This is a genomic window from Flammeovirga yaeyamensis, assembly GCF_018736045.1.
GTDB classification, from domain to species: domain Bacteria; phylum Bacteroidota; class Bacteroidia; order Cytophagales; family Flammeovirgaceae; genus Flammeovirga; species Flammeovirga yaeyamensis.
Genome location: NZ_CP076133.1, coordinates 1,769,778 through 1,793,906 on the forward strand (window position 1 = coordinate 1,769,778; position 24,129 = coordinate 1,793,906).

Annotated in this window: 13 protein-coding genes; all 13 read right to left on the reverse strand. The window is 33.6% G+C overall.

The annotated features are described in order from the left end of the window. Positions 1-12: 12 nt before the first annotated feature. Positions 13-216 carry a hypothetical protein gene (locus tag KMW28_RS26775; protein WP_066215312.1) on the reverse strand — a complete coding sequence of 68 codons (204 nt, stop codon included), beginning with the start codon at positions 214-216 and terminating at the stop codon, positions 13-15. A gap of 1 nt (position 217) precedes the next feature. Beyond that, a complete protein-coding gene (locus KMW28_RS26780) occupies positions 218-2,071 on the reverse strand; it encodes a glycosyl hydrolase family 18 protein (RefSeq protein WP_169667216.1) in 1,854 nt (617 codons plus the stop codon). A 14-nt stretch (positions 2,072-2,085) separates the two neighbouring features. Further along, positions 2,086-5,628 (reverse strand): baseplate J/gp47 family protein, encoded by a 3,543-nt coding sequence (locus KMW28_RS26785; protein WP_169667214.1) that lies wholly within the window; start codon positions 5,626-5,628, stop codon positions 2,086-2,088. A gap of 11 nt (positions 5,629-5,639) precedes the next feature. After that, the gene (locus tag KMW28_RS26790) at positions 5,640-8,708 is read right to left on the reverse strand and encodes a contractile injection system tape measure protein (protein ID WP_169667212.1); all 3,069 of its coding nucleotides are present in this window, start codon (positions 8,706-8,708) and stop codon (positions 5,640-5,642) included. Between the two features lies 1 nt (position 8,709). Beyond that, positions 8,710-9,840 carry a hypothetical protein gene (locus KMW28_RS26795; protein WP_169667210.1) on the reverse strand — a complete coding sequence of 377 codons (1,131 nt, stop codon included), beginning with the start codon at positions 9,838-9,840 and terminating at the stop codon, positions 8,710-8,712. A 13-nt stretch (positions 9,841-9,853) separates the two neighbouring features. Continuing rightward, the gene (locus KMW28_RS26800) at positions 9,854-12,871 is read right to left on the reverse strand and encodes an nSTAND1 domain-containing NTPase (protein WP_169667208.1); all 3,018 of its coding nucleotides are present in this window, start codon (positions 12,869-12,871) and stop codon (positions 9,854-9,856) included. A gap of 14 nt (positions 12,872-12,885) precedes the next feature. Then, on the reverse strand, positions 12,886-15,558 hold the full coding sequence (locus tag KMW28_RS26805; protein WP_169667206.1) for a hypothetical protein: 2,673 nt from the start codon (positions 15,556-15,558) through the stop codon (positions 12,886-12,888). Continuing rightward, positions 15,558-15,737, reverse strand: coding sequence for a hypothetical protein (locus KMW28_RS26810; protein ID WP_066215326.1), 180 nt, complete (start codon positions 15,735-15,737; stop codon positions 15,558-15,560). The genes KMW28_RS26805 and KMW28_RS26810 overlap by 1 nt, the downstream gene beginning before the upstream one ends. A 95-nt stretch (positions 15,738-15,832) precedes the next feature. Then, entirely contained in the window at positions 15,833-16,294 is a 462-nt protein-coding gene (locus KMW28_RS26815) for a phage tail protein (protein WP_066215328.1), read from the reverse strand. A 19-nt stretch (positions 16,295-16,313) separates the two neighbouring features. Next, positions 16,314-17,798 carry a phage tail sheath family protein gene (locus KMW28_RS26820; protein ID WP_066215332.1) on the reverse strand — a complete coding sequence of 495 codons (1,485 nt, stop codon included), beginning with the start codon at positions 17,796-17,798 and terminating at the stop codon, positions 16,314-16,316. A 128-nt stretch (positions 17,799-17,926) separates the two neighbouring features. Further along, complete coding sequence (locus tag KMW28_RS26825) at positions 17,927-18,784, reverse strand: hypothetical protein (RefSeq protein WP_169667204.1); 858 nt, start codon at positions 18,782-18,784, stop codon at positions 17,927-17,929. A gap of 14 nt (positions 18,785-18,798) precedes the next feature. Then, positions 18,799-19,317: a Pvc16 family protein gene (locus KMW28_RS26830; RefSeq protein WP_066215337.1), complete on the reverse strand. Its 519-nt coding sequence runs from the start codon at positions 19,315-19,317 to the stop codon at positions 18,799-18,801. A gap of 69 nt (positions 19,318-19,386) precedes the next feature. Continuing rightward, positions 19,387-24,129: a T9SS type A sorting domain-containing protein gene (locus tag KMW28_RS26835; RefSeq protein ID WP_169667202.1), complete on the reverse strand. Its 4,743-nt coding sequence runs from the start codon at positions 24,127-24,129 to the stop codon at positions 19,387-19,389.

Here is a 24,129-nt window from a genome sequence, read left to right on the forward strand (position 1 = left end):
TTATTCTTCTTATTAAAACCTTCCAAACTTATGACTAAATAGCTTATTGTCATTATTGATTTCTTCCTTGCATTTCTCTGCTAGATTTTCGACAAAATCATCAGGTAGATGATCTATTGATAACTTTTGAACGAATTCTTCTAGCATTTTCTCTTGAGATATAAAATCTCTTTTTATCTCAATTTTGATGTTCAGTTCTTTAATTTTTATAGACATGTTACGGCAATTCTTTTTTGATGAAAAAACGGAAGCTTAAGAAGAACAAGGTTAAACCACCTAGTAATATTCCAACAATCATTAGAATGACTTCTTTGGCACTTACAAAATCATAGGTCACCATAAAAATGCCCAACGCAATAATCATAAATACAAGAATCAGTGTAGAACTTGCTACCTTCATGAGTTTGGTCAGTCTATATCTAAAGGATAAGAACATCATGATAAAACAGAAATTCAATCCCATTACTCCACCAAACATGTAAAGCAACATCCTTGGGTTGTTAAGTAATGTCCTAGGGTTGGTCATTATTCGAAGTGCATAATTGATATACCTTCTTGTCTTACCTGCAGAGAAAGAAGACAAACCCCTGTCGGGAGTAACAGTAAAATTATCTTTTACAGTAACCCACATTTCTGGATTTCCATTATCAAAACCTAAAGCCCAAAATCCAATCCCTTTCAATTCATGCTTTTTGATTAAATCTACTTTACTTTGGAGGGTGGTACTATCCTCGAACCAAATCTGATGATACCTACCCAAATCGTCTCTATACACATGAAAAGCAGAACCGCTTATTGGTTCTCTTTGTACAGGTATTCCTCCTATTTTATTATCAATTTGTTTTTTGGTTAAATAGCCAACAAAATGACTCGCTTTCGAGGGGTAAGTAAGGTCCTCTGTCACCCATTCTGCTCCGTACAATGGAGAACCTAAAATCAATTTATCAGAAGGAATTCCATCTACTTTATATTCAAGAACACTGCGTTCCACATTAAACTCCCACCAAAAATCACCACTTTCAATAGGTGCTACCGGGCCGGCAATGTTACTATTCTGACCATAGAACTCGTATCCCATCACAATAAATTGATCTACATAAGGTGAAAGACTCTTGAAATCGAATACTCCATTAAAGTCTTTGGGAGGGATAGTCAAAGTGATCTTAAAATTGTTGTTCGCTTTTCTTAATGTATTGGATAAATCAATAATAAAATTGGTGAAATCTTGTCGATGTTCCTTTGGAATATTTTCAAAATCGATATTGACACCATCAGCATTTCTTAGGAACAACAAAGTGATAAGATTCGTAATTAACGTTTGCTGTTGTTCATTTCTATTTTGTAAAAATGTCCTGTTATTATTGTATCCAAAGTTGGTCACTGTAAGCAACACTTTACAATTATGTAAGTGAGCTGAATCAATTAATGCGGTGGTTTCCCAATCGTGTATGCTATGGTATTTACCATCCACAGGATTCAACTCATAAGAAAAATAGGCAATAGTGCTCAGTAAAGAGAAGTTATAGGCATCATAACCTTTACCCATCCAGTACGGATGCCAACCAAATACTTCCACATCGCTTAAAAGCTCATAATCGCCTTCTAAAGATTTATTACTTAAAAGGTTCATTTTTTTCTGCCATTCCTCCTCGGTGTAATCTCCTTTTACGCTATTTCTTTTTACCTCACGAAGACGATTTTTCATCTTCAACGTATCGATAAAGGCTTTTTCCTCTACCATTAATATTGGTGGGGAGGCTGTATCAGTTTCAATCTTATTTTCTTCTTCAGCAACAGCTGTTTCTTCTTCTGCTATTGCTTCCGCATCTTCAGAAGATTCCTCTGTTTCATTTTCTTTTTCAGGAGCGATCTCTACTAAATTATCAGAAGGTTTATCTTTTTCTTTCTTTTCTTCTTCATTAGCTTGTTTTACATAGTCTTGAAGCATGACCCTCAATCCCTTTTCCTCCTTTTTGTCTTCCTTTTTCTCCTCTTTTTGCTCCTGACCATAAGTGGGCAACGCTGCAACAAAGAAGAGCATAAATGCGAATAGTTTGTATGTTTTATTCATTTGTTTCATGTTGCTTAGCTATATGAATTGACAATAAGATCGATCCCTAATTCAAGGTTATTAATCCCTGCCTTATCGTTATTTTTATTATTAATATACACTTCGTGATTTGCTGCAGAAGTTAACACACTCCAAGGTTTTGATGCCTCGATAAAACTATGGGTGTAATCTTCTTGTGCCGTATCAACTAATTTGAATTTCCTTTCATTTTTAATCAGATGCACCATAGATAAATGCTTAATTCCATCGACATAAGCTATCGTTTTTAAATAGCTTAGAATATCTGATAAATGAAGCTTACCACCGAGTACCAATCTATTCGCATTAGACAAAGAAATAGTATCGATAAACTGTGTTAACTTCTGATTGATTTCATCCAAATAGAAACCCTGAGTATACCCTTCTTTTAATGAAATGGCCACATTGATTTTTACAGTTTCATAAATTGGCGAACAGATACTAAATTTCACATGAGGAGATATAATTTGCTTTAAGAAGCGTTCCACTCTCTGTAACAAACTATTTGATGCAATTGGGAATTTTTTCTCTGATTTAGGAATAATGACAATCAATAAAGAACGATTTTCCTCAGAAACCGGAATACAAATTACCTGATTGATCTCATGGAATTCTGTAAGAATAATTCTCTCATAATCCCAATTGCTCACCGGTCTGTTTCTATGCTTGATAGTCTCCGATACACGATTAATAAATGCCCCACTTTCTTCCGCTCTTTTACCGCCAAAAGAAGTAAGAGGTTGCTCAATACTTCTAATACCCGGCAGTTTTGTATTGGATCTAAAAATGGATTGTGCTTCTAATTCTTTACCGAAATCGTAATAATTTCTTTCTTCTGGAAGAATTAAACCTACTTTCACCACTTTTGAATACACCCTCTCGATCACTCCGTAATTATCCATCACATCAGGAATGTACATTCTTAACCAAAGTTTTCCAGATGGTTTTAATTGATTTTCTTTCGAATGTTCAGGTACTTTTAATGAAATCATTCCTGTCTTTGAAAGACATTCTGTTTCATCATTTAATATATTCGCTCCTGGAATTGCTTCCCATCTATTGTTATTTAAAACCTCCCATATAATTTGATGTTGATCGCTTTGAATATCTTGGTCTGTGGTCGACTTTATCTGAAACAATAGAGAAACAATATCTCCTTCGACAGAATTATCAATTCCTAAATCCAAAACGATACCTGCATTTATTTCTGGAAGTAACTTCGGACTATCTGATTTAGTAGAGATTATTTTCTCACCAACTCCATAAAATAATTTTGTAGCAGCATCCTCCTTCATCATCTTATTTTCAAAAATGATAGAGGTCTTAGCGATATAATCGGCTTCAATTTTTTCGATCACAGGAACATAAGCTAATGGAATCTCTACCTCTTTCTTCTTTTTGAAAGGATTCAAACTTATTCTGCTTCTAACTTGTGCTGTCACTAACTGAGGGTACATTAAATGACCAAAACCAATCTCAGGACTAGAAATCGTTAGCTTTAAATACCCATTCTTCACATAATTCGAAAATCCTTCTAAATCTTCTTTTTGGGCTTCATCTATCGTTACAGGCTGTTGGTATTTGATATTTAAAAGATCCGTTTCTTTTGAAATAGCACCAATGTCTTCTACTTCACCCTCAATATTTGAACGTACATTGGAAAACATATGCCTCTCGTCTAGATGGTCCCATTTCCCTTGTTTTAATTGATCAATATTGAGTTTGAAATTTGAATTCTTTAGTTCTTCTGTATCGTAATTTTCGTAATACCCCGTTAGACCATTCGGGTGTGCAGGTTCGTTAAACCATTTGATTTTCAAATCAAAATGTTCGATGGGTTTAAAGAAAACCTCGTTACTACCTAATACTAAATAATCACCTTGTTTGGGTTGATTTCCCCATCCTTGATAAGGAATATCCGTACCTAACTGACCTTGTTGATTGTAAGCGTTAAAACCTGTGTAACCTTTCACATAGGTCTGTATTACTACTCTATCTACCACTAAGTCAGATAAAAAGGAATAGCCATATAAATACGTTTCTGTATTTAATGTAAATTTAAATACTGCTTGATCGAACAACTCATGATATTGTATCTCAGGTCCTGGCTTACAAACAGCAGGTTCATTCGCTTTAATGACTACCTTAAAGGATAAAGAATTAGGCGAATATTTAGAAGTTAAAAATATCACTTTCTGTGCTTTTACCCAACCATCTATCGATGAATAATGCACATTAAAGATATCGCTAAATATATTATTGAATAATTGATGACCACTCCATCCTGTAATTTCTTTTACATTAGAAATTAACTGAGTCAGTTTGTCCATTGACACCTGAGTAAACTGAAAATTGAAAATAATCTCTCTATCTCCATTCTCCAATTGTAGAATTTGATCACAAATACAGAAGCTGATAGGTAAGGTGTCTGTAGCCTGATTATCCCATAGATTTTTTTCTAAAACATCCCCTTCTTTAATTTCAGATTCTGATTGTTTAATCGATGTAAGAACTTTTAACGGTAACTTTTTACCAATCTTTTTATACGATACATTACTTAAATCCAAATGAGTAATCTCAGAAGTATTTAACACCATGGGATAATCTAACTCATAAAGAATATTTTTTCGTAACGCGTCACTTCCAGCAATAAACTTGGTTTTATTCGGTATTCTAGCATAACGAACACCATCATTAAGTTTAAAATGTAAATAGGTATAATCTACTTTTTCTTCTTTTCTCTTTTCGTCCAACAAAGTATTGAAATATAAATTCAAATACCTTTGAGGGAAGCTATTCAACATCTTTTGAGGGTATTTATAGATGTGTTGATAAGCCATTATTAAATCAATCTGTGGCTGACTTGTTGTTTGACCTATCAGTTCTTTAAAATACTTATCTGACTTACCACTCATTAAAAATAAATTGTCAATCAATTGAATATTCAAACGCTGACAAATTTTAGCGACCACAGTATGATCCCTATTTTCAGAGATATGTTCCTCATCAAAAGAATAATCGATAAACTGAAAAATTTCTTTGATCAGTAGTTTCGTTTCAGCTAATTCATTATTTAAGACTTCATCATCAAAAAGATACAAGAATTCTAAATCCAATTGAGTAGAAATACTATTTAATGTAGTAGTTATGTTTAAATAGATCTCCGAATCAAAAAGCTGCTTCTTATGATAATTTTTTAACCACTTATGGTAAAAATTCAATAACTGATGAACGAGTTTAATTCCCTCTATTAGAAATTTCATTTTCTTTTGAGGTCGGTTAAACTGATTCACCTTTTGAAAGATAATATTGTTCTTTTTCTGAAAAATAGAAATATCCAATTCCTTCAGTTCAGACAGTACTGAGAAATCGGAAAAAAGTATGGTGTACCAAAAATCCCTATCTTTCTTCTCTAGCGTTTCTAGATACTGAAAGGTATTTGTTAGTATATCTCGTAAATCAATGTCATTTAGAAGAAAGCCTTTGTCTAACAACTGCGATAACTCTCGACTATCCTGACTTGTACCGTTGTAAATCATCCTAAAAAATTTTACTTACCCCACTCACAAAAAATCTTGTTCTTCATCCAAGGCAACATATTTATCTTTATTGACCAGGGTAACAACTTCATAAAAATATCATAGGTATTTGGTTCAACTTCTAAATACCAATCGTCTTTTAATGTGATTGATCCTGTTCTTATAAAAAACATAATTCTTAAACTATCCGGCTCCATTTTCTTTAAAGCCGACCAATGGGTAATCACCGTTTTTAATAAATGATCCGCCCCCTCTTTTTCTTCATCAGTTAATTCAAAATCCAATACAATAGGTGTTTCTATATCAATACCACAAAGAATTTTTGGTAGTAACAATTGTCTATCGTCTTCTACCAATACGTTTTTTTGTGCGAGATATAGCATTATTCCAAGTGCTCTAAGTAGACTTTCCTCATTTGCAAAAGCCTTATTATCATCTGTAAGCCAACCCCTATGCTTAAAAAATAATGGAAGATAAGGTACTAAAATCACTAGCCCAGCATTGCTCACTTCCATGGTTACGTTCTTCTTTTTGGCTCTAATGAACTTTTGCTTTTTCTTTAGTTCTTTTAGTTGATTGTCATCTACTTTAAGATTTAAAGCATCACAGGTCATTGTATATATTTTGGAATAACTGAAGTTGATTTGTGAAAAAGTTTGTTCTATATATTTAATGATTATTTCTCCATTGACCATTCGATGATGAATGAATGAAGAAAATAGTTCATTTTGGATTAATTTGATAAAGTCAGCAATCTGACTTGTTGTATAAATAGTAGAATACGATTGATTCAGCTTTAACTCTAAACTGTCAATACGTTTTGCACATTTCACTTTATAGTCCTTACTCAAATAAGAATAAATCTTATTCTTCTGTCTTATTGAATACGTATTTAACTGAGATAACTCTTTTATTGATAAATACTGGAAATAGCGAAATAATTTTTCTTTCTGTTCTACAGTTAAAAGATGCTTATTTCTATTGATGATTAATTCTAAACAAAGTTGTATATCTGTTTCAGAGATAGATTCCGGTCTTTGATCAGATTTCTTATCTTCGATAATAAAGTATTCTACGAGCTCTTCTAATTGTCGCTTGTTATTTGATGAACAATTAGAAATGATAGATTCAAATGATTCTATATAACTCTTTAATGAAGTCACTACATTGTTTTGTACCAAAAGAAAATCAACCAATTGTAGCTCAGCAGAAATCTCATTATTTACAGTAACTTTAATTTGCTTTCCAGTAGAAGTATTAATGACTAAATATTCTACTAACTTTTCCTTACCATAACTATACTTTTCAAACACCTCGATAGAAAGTAAAGTACGTTTGTTATAAGAGATTTTAGTTTTTCTTTTTACTAGTTCTTCAAACCCTTCTACAGACTCAAATAGAGCAAATATCTCTTTCTTGTGATTAGGATAATAGCGAATACATTGATCGATAAAGTTAGGTTCGTTCTCTACACTATCAACATAACATCTTAAAATACTATTTTTATTAGTTGAGTTTAAGAAAATTTTATCACCCAAAATTTTCTGATCAAACACTTCAAATAAAACGTCAGAAGGTGTTTGAAGCGTAATTGTAAGCAATGTTTCTAAAGATACAGAAGACATTAAAAGTAATGTTTTCTCACCTTTAGATATAGTATTGATACTTTTTAAATAAGATAAAATAGCACTCCATTTTTTCTCCCACTTTTTTGTCCCTTTCGTAAATGCTTTCGTAGAAATCATCCATTTTAATTGGGTCAATTCATGGATAAGAACTGCCTTGAGTTCGTTATTTAATTCCGTTTCAATTACTCCCAGAATCGATTTTTCTAACTTCTCAACTTCTGATGATGACGAAGAAGATAAAAATGTGATAAACTTTTGATCTGTAAAAAACTGAGGTCTCTTTTTTATTACTTCCAAAAGTAATTGCTGAGCAAATGTATTTTCACCAAAAAGCTCTAGTTGTGGATATTTAGAAAGTAACTCAGAAACTCTGTTTTTATTCACTTCTGATACTATATTTAGAAACTGGAACAATAGTATCGGATGTGCATTTAAATGTTCTTCAAAAGAAGGGTCCAATGTTTTATTTAACAATAATTGAATGGCTTGTTTTTTAATAAATGAAGCTTTCCATTGTGCTGCATTATGTAAATCTTCTACTGTATCTTCTTTCGATTTTCCACTGCTCAATATGTCTTCTAACTCATTGAGTTGTTCTTTTAATTTTTGATCATCTTTAAGTAAGCCTTTCTTAATTCTTCTTTTCTGTTTTTCGATGTAAAACATTAATTCAACAGTCAATGTTTCATTAAGCGAGGTACTATTTTTTGCAATGCTTAAAATATAATCCAAATCAGAAACTGTAAAACTTCTTTTTAAAACCACATTTAATACACTTTCCTCAAAAGATAATTTTTGATAAAAGACCTCTATTAAAAAAGATTTTTGTTCCTGTATACTTAAAGATTCAACAGCAATTAATAACTCACTTTTAGATGAAATCAATTCCTTAATAAATGTGGTAAGTAATTGATTATTGATCAAAAACGACAAAAAAGAATATACATTGCTGCTTTTATTCTTCAACATAAATTGCCAGGTCTCTAATAAAGTAGTGAAGTTCTTTTCTTTTATGATCTTAGATAATAAGCTGTCAATTCTTTCTTGTTCATACCATGGAACAAACCCATTACATAAGAATTCTAACAGGCATTCTTTGTCCGTTAATTCTTCTTTTTCATGTTCATGAATAAGGTTAGAATCATCATTCAATTCACTATCAATACTTTCGTGATTATTTGATGTTGCATGATGCATAAGTTCATTTAGTTTATCGTTAATCACCTGTTTCACTGTATTGTAAGTGTCTTTTTTGTAATTGACTAAATTAGAAGATAAATCAATATCCAACTGATCAATATGAATATCTAAGTCACCATATTTCTCTAGTTCCTTATCGATCATAGGGACAAGTTGAGACTCCACAAAATTGGAAAGCTCCATTTTTATGAGATGCTCATTGAGATTTACATCCGACTTAAAATCTATATTTAAATTGATCAGCTCGTTCATCTTAGTTTTTTCTAAATTCTAAAACATACTTGAACTTCAATAAAGACGAAGTCATCATAAAATACTGATCGTCTCCAGAAAGGTATTCCACTCCTATCAAACGGCTATCTACCGAATTGATAAACTCTTCCTGAGATAGAATATCACCTAAACTATTCAGTGTAATCGTATTGTATTTTACCTCCGTACCGTTTTCTAAAGAAGAAGAGGCTATAAAATAGTTTTCTTTGCCTATTAAGTAATTCAGCTCATTTCCTTCGTAATCAAAAGCAATTTCTTTTGTCTGACTATTTGTTAACCAATATAATTTATCTTTTCCTTCCTCTTCTTTTGCTAAGCCTACAATACCATCATTTAACCAAGTCGCATCCGTAAAATGTAATTCGCTTGTCGATAAATAACGGATGGATTCGATCAAACCTAAAGTTGGGTTAATACTGTATTCTGCTACCTCTTCTCTAGTTTGATTTTCCCTGACCTCCCAAGTCAACACTTTTACTTTACCATTGTATTCTTTTATTTCTTTTGGCAAGTGGTATTGAGAAGATCTATCGTTCATTTTTTCCCAAAGAATTTCTCCATCTGTGTTTAAACCGGCGAAGTAGATTTTTTCTTTTCCATCTTCCAATCTACCTCTACCTACTACAACAATAATATCATCCACTTTCTGAATTAAGTCGATAATACTTTCGGTGAAGTCCTCATTCTTCCATAATTTTTCTTGTTGCACAGTGAAACCGTTTCCTTCTTTAGAAAATTTCATCCACAAGAACTCATTCTGGTAAGTACCTCCAACATAAATATCATTGCCACTTTGGTTAATGGAAGAATAAATCGAACCACTTTTTGGATCTTGATAAATAGCTTGTGTTTCTCCAAAATCATTCAAAGAAGCCAAATACGCCTGTCCATTTCTCCAAGTTTGAGCATCCAGAAAGTTAATGGATGCCACCGATGACTTTTCATTCATCACCCCAGCAATCAAATACTCATTCCCTTGACTGATCAAACTTTTGGAAAGGTAATTTCCTTCACTACTATAGATCAATAGTGATTCATTACGTTCGCCTGTTTTTTCATTCAGACAGCTACTAAAAAGTAGAATACAGATTAAAAAATATAGCTTTTGCATGTCTTGAATTATATTATTTATAGTGATAGAAAGTAGAATCGTATTCTATCTCATCACTTACATATTTATCCCAATCTTCTGTCGATAGAATACCAATATTCACTTGCGATAACTCGTCGAATTGATCTTCTATTGTTAAAGGCCACTCTTTAATACGTCCCACTTTATCTCCAGTAATTAAATACTGACCATCTTGAGAGAACGTTAAAGCAGATAACCAAACACTTTCTGTAATTAATAATTTTTCTTTCTTTGGTTGATGGATGTCCCACAAACGTATAAACCCGTCGAAACCTGCAGTGGCCACCAAATTATCCTTCGTTGGATGTATAGCAATATGGTTCACTCTAGCTTTGTGATTATCGGTAGTGAAAGTATTTTTCCAAACTTTCCCTTCTTTGCTCCAACGTTGTATTTCACCCGACTCTGTGCCTATCCATAAGTTATTTCCTTTCTTACTCATCGACCATATTTGGTGATTACCCACTGTAAATGATGAGATCACTCGATCTGCTCCTTTTGACAATTCTACGATCATACCTTTTCGGGTAGCGATATAGATATTATGTGTAGCAGCATCGAAGAATGTTGTTGTAATCTCTCCTAAATTATTCAACATTGGTATGGTCAATTCATAGAATGAATATTTATCGTCCTTCAGTTGCCATTTTTTAAAAGATCCTTTTACATCTACCACCAAGAAATCGTTATTCTCTAGTCTATAGACCCCTAAAACATCATCTTCTGATAAGGATTTGATAATAATTTCTGATTTGAATTTTTCCATATCATAATGCACCAACTCCTTGCTGTAGTTAAAGTAATCCATACTCATTTTCTCAGTAGGTTTAACTAAACCTCTCACAACACCTTCCACATGATGAGCTACACAGCCATTTGCAGTTACTTGAACCAAACTATCGGTCGACATCACTACCCAAAGTTGATTATCATGATGAATAAATTCATTTACCATTCCTCTTGATTTACCCATCAAGTTGTAATCCTCACCCTCGTAATGTTTTACAGCATTATGGAAGGCAGCATAAAATTCAGCATCAAAACCATCCCCATCGTTATTCATATACCCCACTACAGCTTGCTTAGCTAATAAGTAACGAATCGTATTGTCCTCTACTTGATAAGAGTTTAATGCCATCGCTCTTGCCGTTGAAAGGTTTTGTAGTCTGTTGGCTCTTAAGTTAGCTGTCTCAGCATGTTTTTGCGCTTTTGTTGCCTGAAGCATGGCCAATGTGGCATTCTCTTTCTGACGGTTCGCTTCGTTAAAAGAAGCCTCCGCTTGCATCATTGCATCTAACGCTCTTTCTTTTTCGTTTTCCGCTAGAATTGTGGCTTTTTCGGCTCTAAGTTTTTCTTTCTCGGCATTTTGTTTTTCTGCTTGTGCTTTCACTTTTTCTTCCTCGGCTAGCTTTCTGTTCCCTTCTGCTACTCTCTGAGATTCCTCGGCTTTTAAACGTGAAGCTTCTGCCTCTTCTTTTTTCAATTCGGCTTGCTTACTTTTTTGGTAAGCGTGTGTACCTAAAAGAATACCCCCTAAACCTAAGAATAAGAAAATAACAACTAAGATTCTCGAGAGCTTTGTTCGTCTCTTCTGAATAAGTTTTGTTCTTTCTAACTCTTTAATCTCTTCTTTTTCAGAAAATGACAAGAACTCCATTGTTCTTTCATAAGAAGCATGATGTCTCACCCCCCATTCGTAGGTAGGCTGTTGTTCCTCCCTCCAGTTGATCGTCATCTGAAGTTCTGGCTGTCTTAGTCTAGATCTATTTCCTTTTTGATATTCTTCGGCATCTTCTGCCAACTTTAAATACCTTTTAATGGATTCTGTTTCCTTCAACGTCCATTCCACCAAAAGACCCCACGATCTCATTAAAGATTCGTGCGTGATATCTATAACAGATTGCTCAGTAATGTTGACATGTTCTCTTGGCTGTAAAAATGCTCTATCTTTCTTTCTGAATGTATCGATGACATCGACAATAGCCTGAACATCCTCAATACCTGTAATCTCAATAATTCTATGTAGAGAAGATGGATTTCTAACTCCTTTCCCTTCTTTATTGATCGTTGTAATGCATCTAAATACTTTCTCACAAATCACTTTTTGATCATCGTTCAAAGTATTATAAATTTCGTTGGCATGAATGGACAAACTTTCCTTAATTCCGCCAACGGCAATATAATTTTTAGGTTGAAGTGGTTCTGATAAAATTTGCTCGTTTCTCCAATGTTCGAACGTCCTCATCATGGCGTGTTGCATAGACGGTAACTGATCTTGTTTATTTCCAAGATCTTCCAAAATGATTTTAAGCAAATCATCTGCAATACCCACTCCTGCCCATTCAAGTGGCTTAACAATCGCATCTTTTTTCTCCTCAATAGACATTTGAGGAATCAAAAACTGACTTTGATTAATGCATTGAGTTAAAGATGGAAAATCAGCACAATGTCCGATAAAATCGGAACGCATGGTTAGTAATATATGAAAATCAGATAATGGAGATGTCGATAATAATACGATAAGTTCTACGAATTTAGCGATCTCTAAATCCATATTGTTGGCTCTAAGATCATAACTAAATAATTCCTCAAACTGATCGATATACATCACTGGTGTTTGCGTAATGTTTAGTCTATTGTAATAATCAAAAAACGTGGTCACATCTACCAATAGGCTTTGGAAAATTTCCAATCGCACTTTTTCGTTTTCTTCTTTAAAGACTTCATTCACCAATTTAGTTAATGGTCCATGAGTACCTGGAGTGAATATATAGGTAACATGATCCATTCTGCTTTCTAGCAATGGAAAAATACCACAGAAAATAAACGAAGATTTACCAATACCCGAACGTCCTAACACTGCCGAGAATCGGTGTTCCATTAATTTACTAACTACCTCTTCTACATGTTTTTCCCTCCCAAAATATAAATGTGCTTTATCTCTTGAGAAAGGCTGTAAACCTAAAAAAGGATTTTCTAATTGCGCTATTTCTATCGTACTAGTTTTCATTTTTGGGGTTGCTTTTAATGTAAAAGAGAAAGCATATTGTCTCTAAGTACAACTTGTTCTTCTGTTGAAATTTCTTGGGATCTTAATTGATACATATAGGATTCGAAAGTGTAAAACTGTTCTGGTGTTAACCATTTTGTATTTACTTGAATATGTGCCGCTGTTTCTTCACGACAAAGATTTTGCACCATCACTTGAAACTCACTATTTCTGAAACGGTGAGAAATGCATGGGAAAACCATCGATATTGAGAAATTGAAAAACTGTTCTACAATTCGCTCAACATCTTCTGTTTGATTGGTCGTCGCATAATCCAATGTAATGTGTCTATTCACCTTTTTATCGAATGCTACTCTATCGAATTTATCCGATAAGTAGTCGAATAATCTTTCTTTATCTTTATGTATCTTTTGTACCGATTCGTCGTCGTACATTCCAATGCAATTCATACCAAATTCAGGTATTTTAAAGAGCATTCTAAAATTACCATCGTTTAGACGTTCTACATCATAGCGATGTCCTTCCATAAAGTACTCCGGCAACAGTTTGATCAGTTGTTCTCTTTTTTCGAAGTCCAAAGAAACATCACTCATTAATACATGTTCTTGTTCTTCGTTTAAAATATAAATACCAAAACAATGTTCTTCTGTTGATGGCTGTAGGTCCAAATGCTCTACTATTTGGAAGCCTTCATACTCATCATGTAATGTTAGAATTCTTCGGTGAAGTGCAACAGCTGTTTGTTCTGCCTCGTCCCAATTGGGATAACTTCCTAATTTGAAATAGCTGTTCTTTTCTTTACTGAAATACACTATTTCATAGGCATTATCTACAGCGGATTTCACCTCTACTACATACATATTTTTTGGATAGATACATTGGTGCATCATGTCCAAAGTAAGGTGGTCTTTAATAATTTGCTCGGCTTGATCAGAAGCTACTGTTATGTATGTATCAATACAATCAAAAGAGTACTGTTCTAAGGATTGGTATACCTGAACATCTTTTTCTGCCAACCAAAGATCAAAGTCCGATAATGTTTTTGAGGAGTTAAATAAAATTGGAGATTGTTCCAGTGTCACCGATAGGTCAACATTTTTACCTACACCGGTAAACAGCATTAATCTTAAATGTAAAGGTGTAATTGCCCATTCGCCTAAAGAAGCATTAATGGGTTGAACACTCGATTTTGCACTTAAGAGTAATGGTAAATATCTTAAAAAATACGCCTTAAAGAAGATGAGGCGTTGTGTAATTTCTTCCTGAGAAAGGTAAGGAGTAAATGAGCTGATCAATTCGTTATCGAATCTTTCCCCATGAACTCCAATTAAATAATCTAGTATCTGATTCTTCTTTTTGTCATTATTAAAATGAGCAGAACGTAAAAATCCTTGTTCTGTTTCTAGAAGATCGTTATTAGATACTAAGCCTTTTGCGGAGAATAATTTTGGTAAATCAAACAGCTGTGCAAAAAATTCATCGCTCTGATTTTCGAAGAAATTGATGAATGTTTTGAACTGCCCTGCTGATCTTTTTCTTTCCTTGGAAGCATCTCCAGGTAAGCCGAATTTTCCTACTCCATAAACAGTAGGAAACATCTCTTTTATATTTAATGAATTAAGGTATTTGTTAGGAATAGGCTGATGCTTCGTTATACTATTATTTCTTTTCCTCTTATTATTGTTCTTTACCGATCCTTCGTTGGATGCTTTTAATTGATCGAGTAAAGCATATACCTTATCAAAATCTATTTGCGTACTAATAATTCCATTCTTTAAGAAGTGAATGCTACTTACATCATCCTCGTTAAAAATTGGAATGGAATTGTCTAATTTTAAAAGTGAATTTTCTGTCGTCCCGTTGGCTTGTAAACTCAGATTTTTCACACCAACCACCTCATCAATTTCCATTAATGTTCTGATTACAGCAGACGTTAAAATTGAAAACTGACGGTGATGTAATTGTTCTTCAGGGATAAATCCTCTTTCTAATAGAGGTCCCTCAAATATTTTTGAAGTAGTCGTATTTTGTTCAATCAGTTCCTCATAAGAAGACATTTTTACTTGTGGTGAAAAAAAACGGTTAAGACTATAAAGGGTTTTGGCATACACTTCTTCGACAGTCACATCGGTAACAATCTCGATGTCTGCTTGTACCACCACTTTTGTTTCTTTGGCCGTGGTAATGCTCATTACTTTCTCACAGTAATTTCTATATTGCTGAGCATGCTCTAAAATGTGCTCCAACAATACATTTTGATCTATTCTGCCTTGGTATTGAGGTTTGAACTTTGCAATAAGTTGGTATTGACCTTCGAAAGATGTCACATCTGTCGATACAGGTTCGACCCAGATATTTTCGATCTCAACAAAGCGGTCAATCAATACTTTTCTAAGATCGTTTGTGGTTACAGGAAGTACAGAAAATGCTTCCTCTTGCGCTAGAATAGCTGATTTGTAAGGAGCGTAAGTAAGATAATTTTCAATACCTGAAGCCGCACGAATACTCATCTCTGTCATGCCTGTAGACAAATACTCCAACAGTGTCATTCCAGGATCATGCGTACCAAAATCCGTCCACTTCTCATTCTGAAGTGACGCTAAGAATTCTTTGGCCTCATTTAATAAGACATAAGGGTTTCCCTCATTAACTATGTCAAACGGTATTAAATCTTCTTTTGCACTCATTACTTATTCTCAATCTCCTCCTTTTGTGTTCCTTCTACTAACTGCAGATTGCTTTCTGCATTGATTCTCCCAATTAATTGGTATACTTTCTCGAATGGAAGTTTTCCCAACCCTCCGATAATCAATTGTAATTCTTCAACGGTGAACGTTAAGTTCACTTTCTTTTTACTTTCTTCCATTATTCTATCATCAATGCATTAGTGATAAAAGAAGTTGGGGGTATGTCAATAAATAAACCCATTGAGATACACACCCATACTTCTTTTAAAAATTATTAAACAGCCTCTTGGATTAAACCTTCGTGAGCCAATTCAATAGTTTCAATAGCGATACCATTGTCTTCAGCGTTTAAATCTGGCGCTGAAAGTTTCACTGGAAAAGCGTTTGTTAAAGTCCATTGGAATACTGGATTTTGCATTGTATCCATTAAAACAATCGTTACCTGACGTTTTTGTTCTTCGAATGAACCCGACTCGTTACGAGCATCTTTTACTTGTTGGAACCAATCAAACAGATAGTTATTACCATTGTAAAGACCTCTTTTGATCGTTACATTACTTACTTTTTGTAAGCCTGGAACTTTCATCTTTACGTCTGTTGGATGATCTCCTGTTCTATATTCGATAAATTCCACTTCCGAATCCAAACCAGTTACTTCTTGAGCACTGATTTCCTCTTCACCTAAATTGACAGTGAATCTAAACTTTGGAATTGGATATTCTAGTTCTTGTGCCATTGCTTATTTGTATTAATTATTAAGATTGCATTTGCTGTTGGAAAGTCAACACGATAAATTCAGCTGGTCTTGAGATCGCTACTTTCACGCTAATCTTCATCATACCGTCTAAAATATCTGTTTGAGTCATTGTAGATCCTAACCCTACGTCTACCACGAAGGCATCGTTTTGGCTTGTTCCTACTAACGCACCTTGGTTCCAAAGTGTAGTTAAGAAAGCATCGATTGCTCCTTTAACTGCTACCCAAGTCATTGGTGTGTTCGGTTGGAATACATAACTCTTTACGCTTCCTTTCACTGAGTTTTCGATAAATGACATTGTTCTACGAACGTTAATGTAACGCCAGTCTTGTGAGTTGCCATCTAAAGTTCTCGCTCCCCAGATAATTGTTCCTTCACCTGCGAAAGCACGAATAGCGTTCACAGACTTACCTCCAACTGTTAAGTTCAAGTCTTCTTGATCCTCGTTAGTTAGGGATACATAAGGAGATGCTACACCTGCTAAACCTTCGTTTGCTGGTGCTTTCCAAATACCTTCTACCGCATCGATTCTAGCATAAGCACCTACGATTGCACCTGATGGAGGCAATACGTTAAGTTTATTCGCTAAACCTGTCATTAATGATTTGTAAGCTGGAGAGATAGATTTTAATGTCTGATGTAAATCAGCATCATAACCGCTTGCTTCGTTTAGTTTTTGGATTTCAGCAACAGCTTCTTGTTTCTTTCTGTCGTTGTCATACATTAACTCCGCCTCTTCTGTTAAGATTTGAACCAATTGTTCAGCAGAATCGAAGTGTACGTATGAAAATTCTTTGTCAGAAACTACAGATGCATTTAACCAAGGATAGTAAGCAGCACCATGCTTTAGACCTACTTTACCTAAGTTGTTTCTGAAGTTGTCGATCGCATCTTCTTCGTCGTATGAACGAGCAGAAAGACCATCTTGAACATCAAGAACAGCAAATCTGTTATCACTGCTTTCGCAATGTTGTAACATTTCTTGTTGAACACCTGCACATGCTTGAGCCGATAAAGCTACAGCATCAGGGCAAGCAAGTAATGTTGGTTCTGTAGCTGTATTTAAAGTACGAATACCTCTAATGATTTTATCACTATCGATTTCGTCTCCATAAGTACCTACAGAAACAATGTACGCTTTACCTCCACCATTTGTGAAGAATAAACGTAAACTGTCGTATAAGAAATATCTCTCCTCCGCTGTGAAAAGCTCATATTTCTTCTCTCCAACTTTAAGGTCTGATTCCCCTTCTGATGTTTCTGTAATTCCATAAGTAGGCACCCAAGCTCTACCATAGAATTTTTCAAAAGCATCTAAAGAGTCGATCACAGTTGGTACATTTTGTAATGGTTTCCCATTCTTGTCTGCTTTCTCGGTGTATCCAACAAAAGCAGGAATAGCTGTGGGCGAAGCTACAATTGAGCTGCCAAAAGCATTCTTCTCTTGAATGTACACACCTGGCGTTGCAATTCTAATAGCCATGATGACAATTTGTTTGGTTTTACGTTAAAAAAATTAACTGTTTATAATAGTTAGCATTTGCATTGGGATTTAAATTGTCATCGCTTAAAGGCAAGAAATGACTACTGCTACGTTCACCCTTTGAAATACTACATATTCATTTTCCATTGAGGTTCTTTCGTTTTTGGATCGAAGTTTAAATTCTTCGTAGATGGAGATGGAAGCGATTGTTTAATCACTTTCCATTTGCCGTCCACCTTTGCACTTAATTGCAATTGCTTTCCTTGAAGTGACAAAGGAGACGCACTTGTTGCTACAGAAGATAAAAACTCAATTTTTCCCTCATTTTTAATTTGTTTGTATTCTTTTCCCCCTTTTGAAGCTGTAATCTTGTACTGATCAAAACTAGGGTCTTGAATAACATACCTACATTTTAATTTTCTGCTATTGATACCCAAATCAATCACCCAAGGATGAAATGTTTTTTCTAAATGCGTTAAGCTTGTAGAAAAATCCTTTTTACTGATTTTTACAATACCAAAAATAGATTGAAGTTGAGCATGTTGTATAGGCAGCTCACTATCACCTAATTCAGAAAAATAAGCTGATTTACTCGTCGGTTTTAAAGTCGTGTCAAATGACAATTGACCTGCTTTTTTGTTGAATTTTACTTCTCCAAAAAACAATGTGTCTTCCATATTCTCTAAAGGCAGATCGGCTAAATAATAGCTTTCTACATTTTTATAGGAAAGTGAAAAATACAGGTATTCTTCCTCTTTCTGTTCTAAGATAGATAGACTTCTTTGTATATCACTTTTTGATATACTGCTTTGCCATTGATTCTCAATAGAGCGATAAACCACTCCTATTTGTCTCAATAAGTGTTCTGTACCTTTAAGCGCTTTTAGGTCAAAAAAATGTACATCAGATATTAAATCTGAAAAGTTTGTTTTTAGGCTTAGTACAGGCAAATATTTTATAGTCGTAATTTTTTGTAATGATGCCATGATCTAGCTTATGTTTACCACCCCGATAAGTTTCCAGCTATAGGTGCTACTGTTTCTTCTTTTATTGTTACCATTCTACATTCATAAAATACAGAAGGTATTTTTTTCATTCCCATACTAATGAACACACCCGAAAGATCCTTGTCTTCCATGTTGTACATCTTGAAGTTCATTTGTCGTAATCCTTCGATCCCAGGGCCATTTGCAGAAGTGTAGGTATGATTGCTCGTAAAAAAAGCAATTACATCCGATAGTACCCCCAAAGCTTCTAAATAGTTTTCATTGTTTGACACCGAAAACATAAACTTTAAATTAAGCGATGTAGCATTGGGTTGCATCTTTACCGTACCGTAGATCTCTTCGGATAAATTAATCATATTGATTAATAACAAAGATTCTCCAGCTGCATTTACTAAATGTACTTCTCCTTCTGCTCCTATGATAGGACCGACATGAACTTGTACATTCTTTCCTGTTGTCGAGATGAAGTCAGTAATCTCGTTTTGCAGAAATTCAGTTAGTATAGAAATCATTAGTAGTATGGTTTTACACTTTGTAAAGTGCTTTCTAGAGACATGTTTTAGAAAGCACTTTACAAAATTTTAGTCTTTTATAAATGTTTTAGTAAAACGTTTGTTGTTGTTCGATACCCCAATTATATAGACCCCTTTGGGGAAGTGGTCTAATGTTATTGACGTTTGATGACCAATTACACCTTCAAACAAAGTTCTTCCATGTATGTCGTATATTGTACAATCCACTTCGTTACCAAAGAGTTGCTGTACATTTAATGTTGAACTTGTTGGATTCGGATAGATGCTCCACTGATTCTCCCAAAGGTCTTCTGAAGATGTTGGTCCTCCCTCTCGCTCTAGTGGAATACTAATCGCAGAGAAGATCTCCATACTTTCGTAATGTTGTAACAACAATTGAAGATTAAATTCTTTGTTGATACCGCTTGGAAGATCTGTTAAATCTACTTGTAAGCGTCCATTATTATCTGAAGCGATCATAGGTGTGATATAACCAACGACTTGGTCAAAATCTCTTTGCATCAAATTCATTGGATTACATGCACCAATAGTTTCTTGTGCATCTCCGAAAGTAAACACCCAAAGCAATTCATCCATTTTACTGAATAAGGTATCAGCTATGGTATAATCAATAGTTAATTGATCTTCAGTGTGCGTCCAATCAACAGTAACAGGTTCATCCTTAAGTACTGATTTACGAATTGCATCGTAAATTGGTGTACTCATTTCTTGGATGCTTGTTCCTTCAATCAGTTCTCCATCGATCGCTACAGAATAAGGTCCTGTCTCATCGTTAATGGAATTAAGTCCATACCATAATCTCCTCGCTTCCGTGGTTTCTGCTCCTCTATCGTAAATAGGATCAGTACACGTTTCGCTTCTTTCTAGATAATAGTTATGGATAAAATCCGGATCGTTTCCGTTGACTACTTCCAAGATTTCGTACATCTTAGACAAAATATCCTGATGACCAGTATTATTGGCTTGTAAATACGATTCGATGACCACATTTCGCGATCGATTACGGATCTTCATTCTTTCAAAACCAAAGGAATCTGTGCTTCCTTCTCCATGTGCGAATACAAAACGGAACATTACTTTCTCCAAATCTCCGTTCATATCAAATGCAGCATCTAAAGGAATTCTACCTTCTACTTCTCCTAATGCTCCAGCCCAAGCTAAGCCATCGTTATTGGTATTTAGATCGTTATTGTATAGACCGTAAGTATTGTACCAATTCCAAATTCCTTCTGGCGTTCCTACCGTTTTCCAAGTCCCAGCATATCCTTGTTTTACTTGCAAGAATACTCCGTTTCTTTCGGAAGTGTTGGCAATGTAATCTAGTTCTATCATTGGGCGGTCCATGGAAGATAGATCGTATACAGGGGATGAAATAGTGGCTAAACCTCTAGAAACAGTATCTGCTAATTGCCATTGTTTGTTTTCAACATCCCATGGTGTTTTAGTACCGCCTAGTACGTCTTTTATAAAGACGCTATTTCCATCTGCCAATAGTAAAGCAGTATGCCAAGCATCTTCATTTTCAAATGAGATATTTATTTCATCTGTTATTGAATCATATGCTTTAGTCACAGGAATCGTAAATGTCTCCTGAATATCACAAGACCCTGTTTCTGTGTATGCAGTTAAAACAAATTCAATTGAATCTTTTGTGAAATTCTCCAGTCTAAATCTAAATTTCCCATTTGAGGTTGATATAGAAGGTATAGTTATATTCACATAATCTTCATCCTCTTCGTTCAATAATGATAATTCGTAATTTCGATTGTTAAACTCTGATAGGCTTACATTGATAAATTCTGTACTTCCAATTACAGGAAAAGTCATTTGTAAGTTGGTTGTAATTTCTGGCTCAAAAATAGTTTGGAAATTCTTATATCCCAAGAAAAGAGTATCTCCACTTACCTCTCTAAATAAACCAATAACAAAATCATTATATCGATTTTCTGGTAAGTCGTGAATATTAGATGGATAAATTCTATAAGTATAAGAATCTTCTCCGTTAATTTTCACTAAAGCTTCATCGACCTCAACCAAAACAGAATCTCCATTTTCTAAACGATATAGATTTAATCCCAATGTGGTTCCATTACTGTCAGCATCAACAAAAATAGTATTTATACTAAACTCGCTTGTTTCTTGAGAGTTACTACAATAAAAGTTCTTAAAATGACTATCTAAAATTGATTTCTGAGTAACTTCAAAACGCACAGTATCTTCTGAAATACCACTGTTTTCATCATATGCTTTTACTCTAAGATCAACCGTTCTAGTGTCGTTATCGTTAGTGAAATCTCCATCTCTCCACATATTGATTGGAGAAATAATATTGTCTATTTCTGTAGTAGGCCAATATTCAAAAACATTCACTTTAGTATTGTCATCAATATTTGTGTTCAAACCGAAGTTTTTAGCTGAATATCCGAATAAATACCAATCATTTTCTAATTTGACATCTGCTACATCAGATAGATAAATACTTCTTTTCGGTACATTTATACTTTGATCTGAAGTATTATACGTTCTATAGGCAAGTACTAATTCTCCCAAATTTGGATTACTTATATTATCTGTAATCGCACTATAAGGAATCTCGATATAAATTGTATCGGTATTATTTAAATTTTCATCTTCATATCTAAATAACAATGTACCACCTTCATCATTTTCATAGACCTCTAATACATTTGCTCTAAAATTCTCCTCATTACTTACCACCTCAACAACTAAATTCTCGGTTGGTTCAGGAGTTTGTACGAGCCATTTTGAAAATGGATTATAAGGGTAAGACACATTGAAATTCGCTGGAATATCAAATTTAATTTCAGGTCCAAGAATATTTTTTTCTTCAACAATATTACCTGATCCATCTTCGATAGTTAAATCGTAGTTAAGTCTAGATCCACTTTGAAATTTTGTATCGTCGATGGTGATTCTAAAAGTAATTTGATTTTCATCCGCCCCATCTATGATTGTTGTTACATTCCCTTGTGATTCATCAACACCAAGTACTCTAATTACAATATTATTCTTCAAAGAAGCAGCTGAATAAGGTACCGATATTGTCACATCTCCATTTTTTAATTCCCCATTGATGTCTATAGAAATCTCATTTTGTTTGTATTCAATAGATTCCCTTGAAATTGATGGAGCAAAAGAAGAGAAGTAATATTTTGTATCTTCCGTAAAGCTATGATTACCTGTATTACCCGCTACATCATTAACAGAAATACTTTTTAATTTGAAGTAAGTAACTTCCATGTTACTTGTTCCATCATAGATATCAGATAAATTAAATGAAAAGTATAATTCGTTATTCGAATTACTACCTTTTGAAAAAGAAGTTAAATCAATCTCAATATCATCAACAACATTTAACTTAACATCTTTTTTATCAAAAATATCAATAGATAATTTTGTTCCCTCCTTTTTTAGATCATACTCTTTAACATTGACTTTAACAGTGGTATATGGATTAGACGTATTATCTGCAATAGGTGTTTCTACCCAAGTTGTACCTGTAGGCCCTGCTAATAAATCTGGCGTTGAAACAACTTCTATAGATTCAAAAGTGTGGTCTGAAGGTGCTGTGTTATCATAATAGTGTAATGATGTATGGTTACTCTTTACAGTTATATCTTCATTTTTATATAAAGAAACAACTAATTGTATTCTTTCACCTTCATTTAAATTGTCATTAATATCATTTAAAATATTTTGAGTAAAGCTAAATGAAAAATCATTTTCTGAATCGTTCCCAAAAACTAAAGGGTAAGAAGCTAAGAAACTATTATCTTCTTTAAAGATGATGATTTCAGAGTTATTCTTATCAAAGTATGAGTTCGTCTGATCATGAGTATATTTAACTTGCTTATTTAATGAAATATAATTTGGTGCTGATACTAAGTCAATATTAATATCATTAAACAGTAAATCTACAACATCAGTATCTTCACCAATATTTCCAGCTAAATCCTCTACTGCAATTTTAGTATATAGTTTTTCATAACCTTCAAAAAAACTACCATTTGTACTTGGTGAAATAAACCTTATTGATCTACTAGTTCTATCTCCTACATCAGGAACATCTACAAACTCGCTACTAGTAAGTTCTTTGAGCTTTTGATAAGATTTAAATTCATTAGAAGTATAAAACTCAAGTTTATATGATTTTGAATCATCAAAATTTGTTTCAATTATATCATAATAAAATTCGACAAATGAATCATCTATAGATTGGTTCTTCTGTGAAAAGTTGAAAGATGGTTTTAAATTATCTACTGTTAATTCGGGTCGGTGCTTATAATAAGTATTATCATTAGGATTATTATGATTTGTTACAATTAAATAATATTCAACAGGATCTTCATCAGTACCAGGATCATATTCAAATAATAATTCAAACTCTAACAATCCTTTAAAATTATCAATTTCACCAAAAGTGCTTCCGAAATAAGTAAAAAAATTGTTCTTATTAATTGTGACAAGATAATTATTATCTCCAGTAGTGGCAATAACACTCGTAATTATATTTTTATCTTCATTGTCAAAGGTATTGCCATCAAAACTTATTTTAGTTTTTAAATCACTTGTGTTTCTATTTAAAAAATTAAATCCTGATGGTAATTCTATATCTAAATTAACTTTTACTTGTAAGTTATTTCTATTATCAAGTAATTTAATATCATCAATATTAATTGTCCCTAATAATACATGACTATCGTCAAATTTAGATTGCGAAAATACATTCACAAAAACAAAAAGAAATAAAATTGTTATAATATATTTCAT

Coding starts and splice junctions, on each gene's coding strand:
- KMW28_RS26815 (WP_066215328.1), bottom strand. CDS start 16,294: ATGGCACAAGAACTAGAATATCCAATTCCAAAGTTTAGATTCACTGTC.
- KMW28_RS26795 (WP_169667210.1), bottom strand. CDS start 9,840: ATGCAAAAGCTATATTTTTTAATCTGTATTCTACTTTTTAGTAGCTGT.
- KMW28_RS26790 (WP_169667212.1), bottom strand. CDS start 8,708: ATGAACGAGCTGATCAATTTAAATATAGATTTTAAGTCGGATGTAAAT.
- KMW28_RS26780 (WP_169667216.1), bottom strand. CDS start 2,071: ATGAATAAAACATACAAACTATTCGCATTTATGCTCTTCTTTGTTGCA.
- KMW28_RS26825 (WP_169667204.1), bottom strand. CDS start 18,784: ATGGCATCATTACAAAAAATTACGACTATAAAATATTTGCCTGTACTA.
- KMW28_RS26820 (WP_066215332.1), bottom strand. CDS start 17,798: ATGGCTATTAGAATTGCAACGCCAGGTGTGTACATTCAAGAGAAGAAT.
- KMW28_RS26800 (WP_169667208.1), bottom strand. CDS start 12,871: ATGAAAACTAGTACGATAGAAATAGCGCAATTAGAAAATCCTTTTTTA.
- KMW28_RS26775 (WP_066215312.1), bottom strand. CDS start 216: ATGTCTATAAAAATTAAAGAACTGAACATCAAAATTGAGATAAAAAGA.
- KMW28_RS26805 (WP_169667206.1), bottom strand. CDS start 15,558: ATGAGTGCAAAAGAAGATTTAATACCGTTTGACATAGTTAATGAGGGA.
- KMW28_RS26830 (WP_066215337.1), bottom strand. CDS start 19,317: ATGATTTCTATACTAACTGAATTTCTGCAAAACGAGATTACTGACTTC.
- KMW28_RS26785 (WP_169667214.1), bottom strand. CDS start 5,628: ATGATTTACAACGGTACAAGTCAGGATAGTCGAGAGTTATCGCAGTTG.
- KMW28_RS26835 (WP_169667202.1), bottom strand. CDS start 24,129: ATGAAATATATTATAACAATTTTATTTCTTTTTGTTTTTGTGAATGTA.
- KMW28_RS26810 (WP_066215326.1), bottom strand. CDS start 15,737: ATGGAAGAAAGTAAAAAGAAAGTGAACTTAACGTTCACCGTTGAAGAA.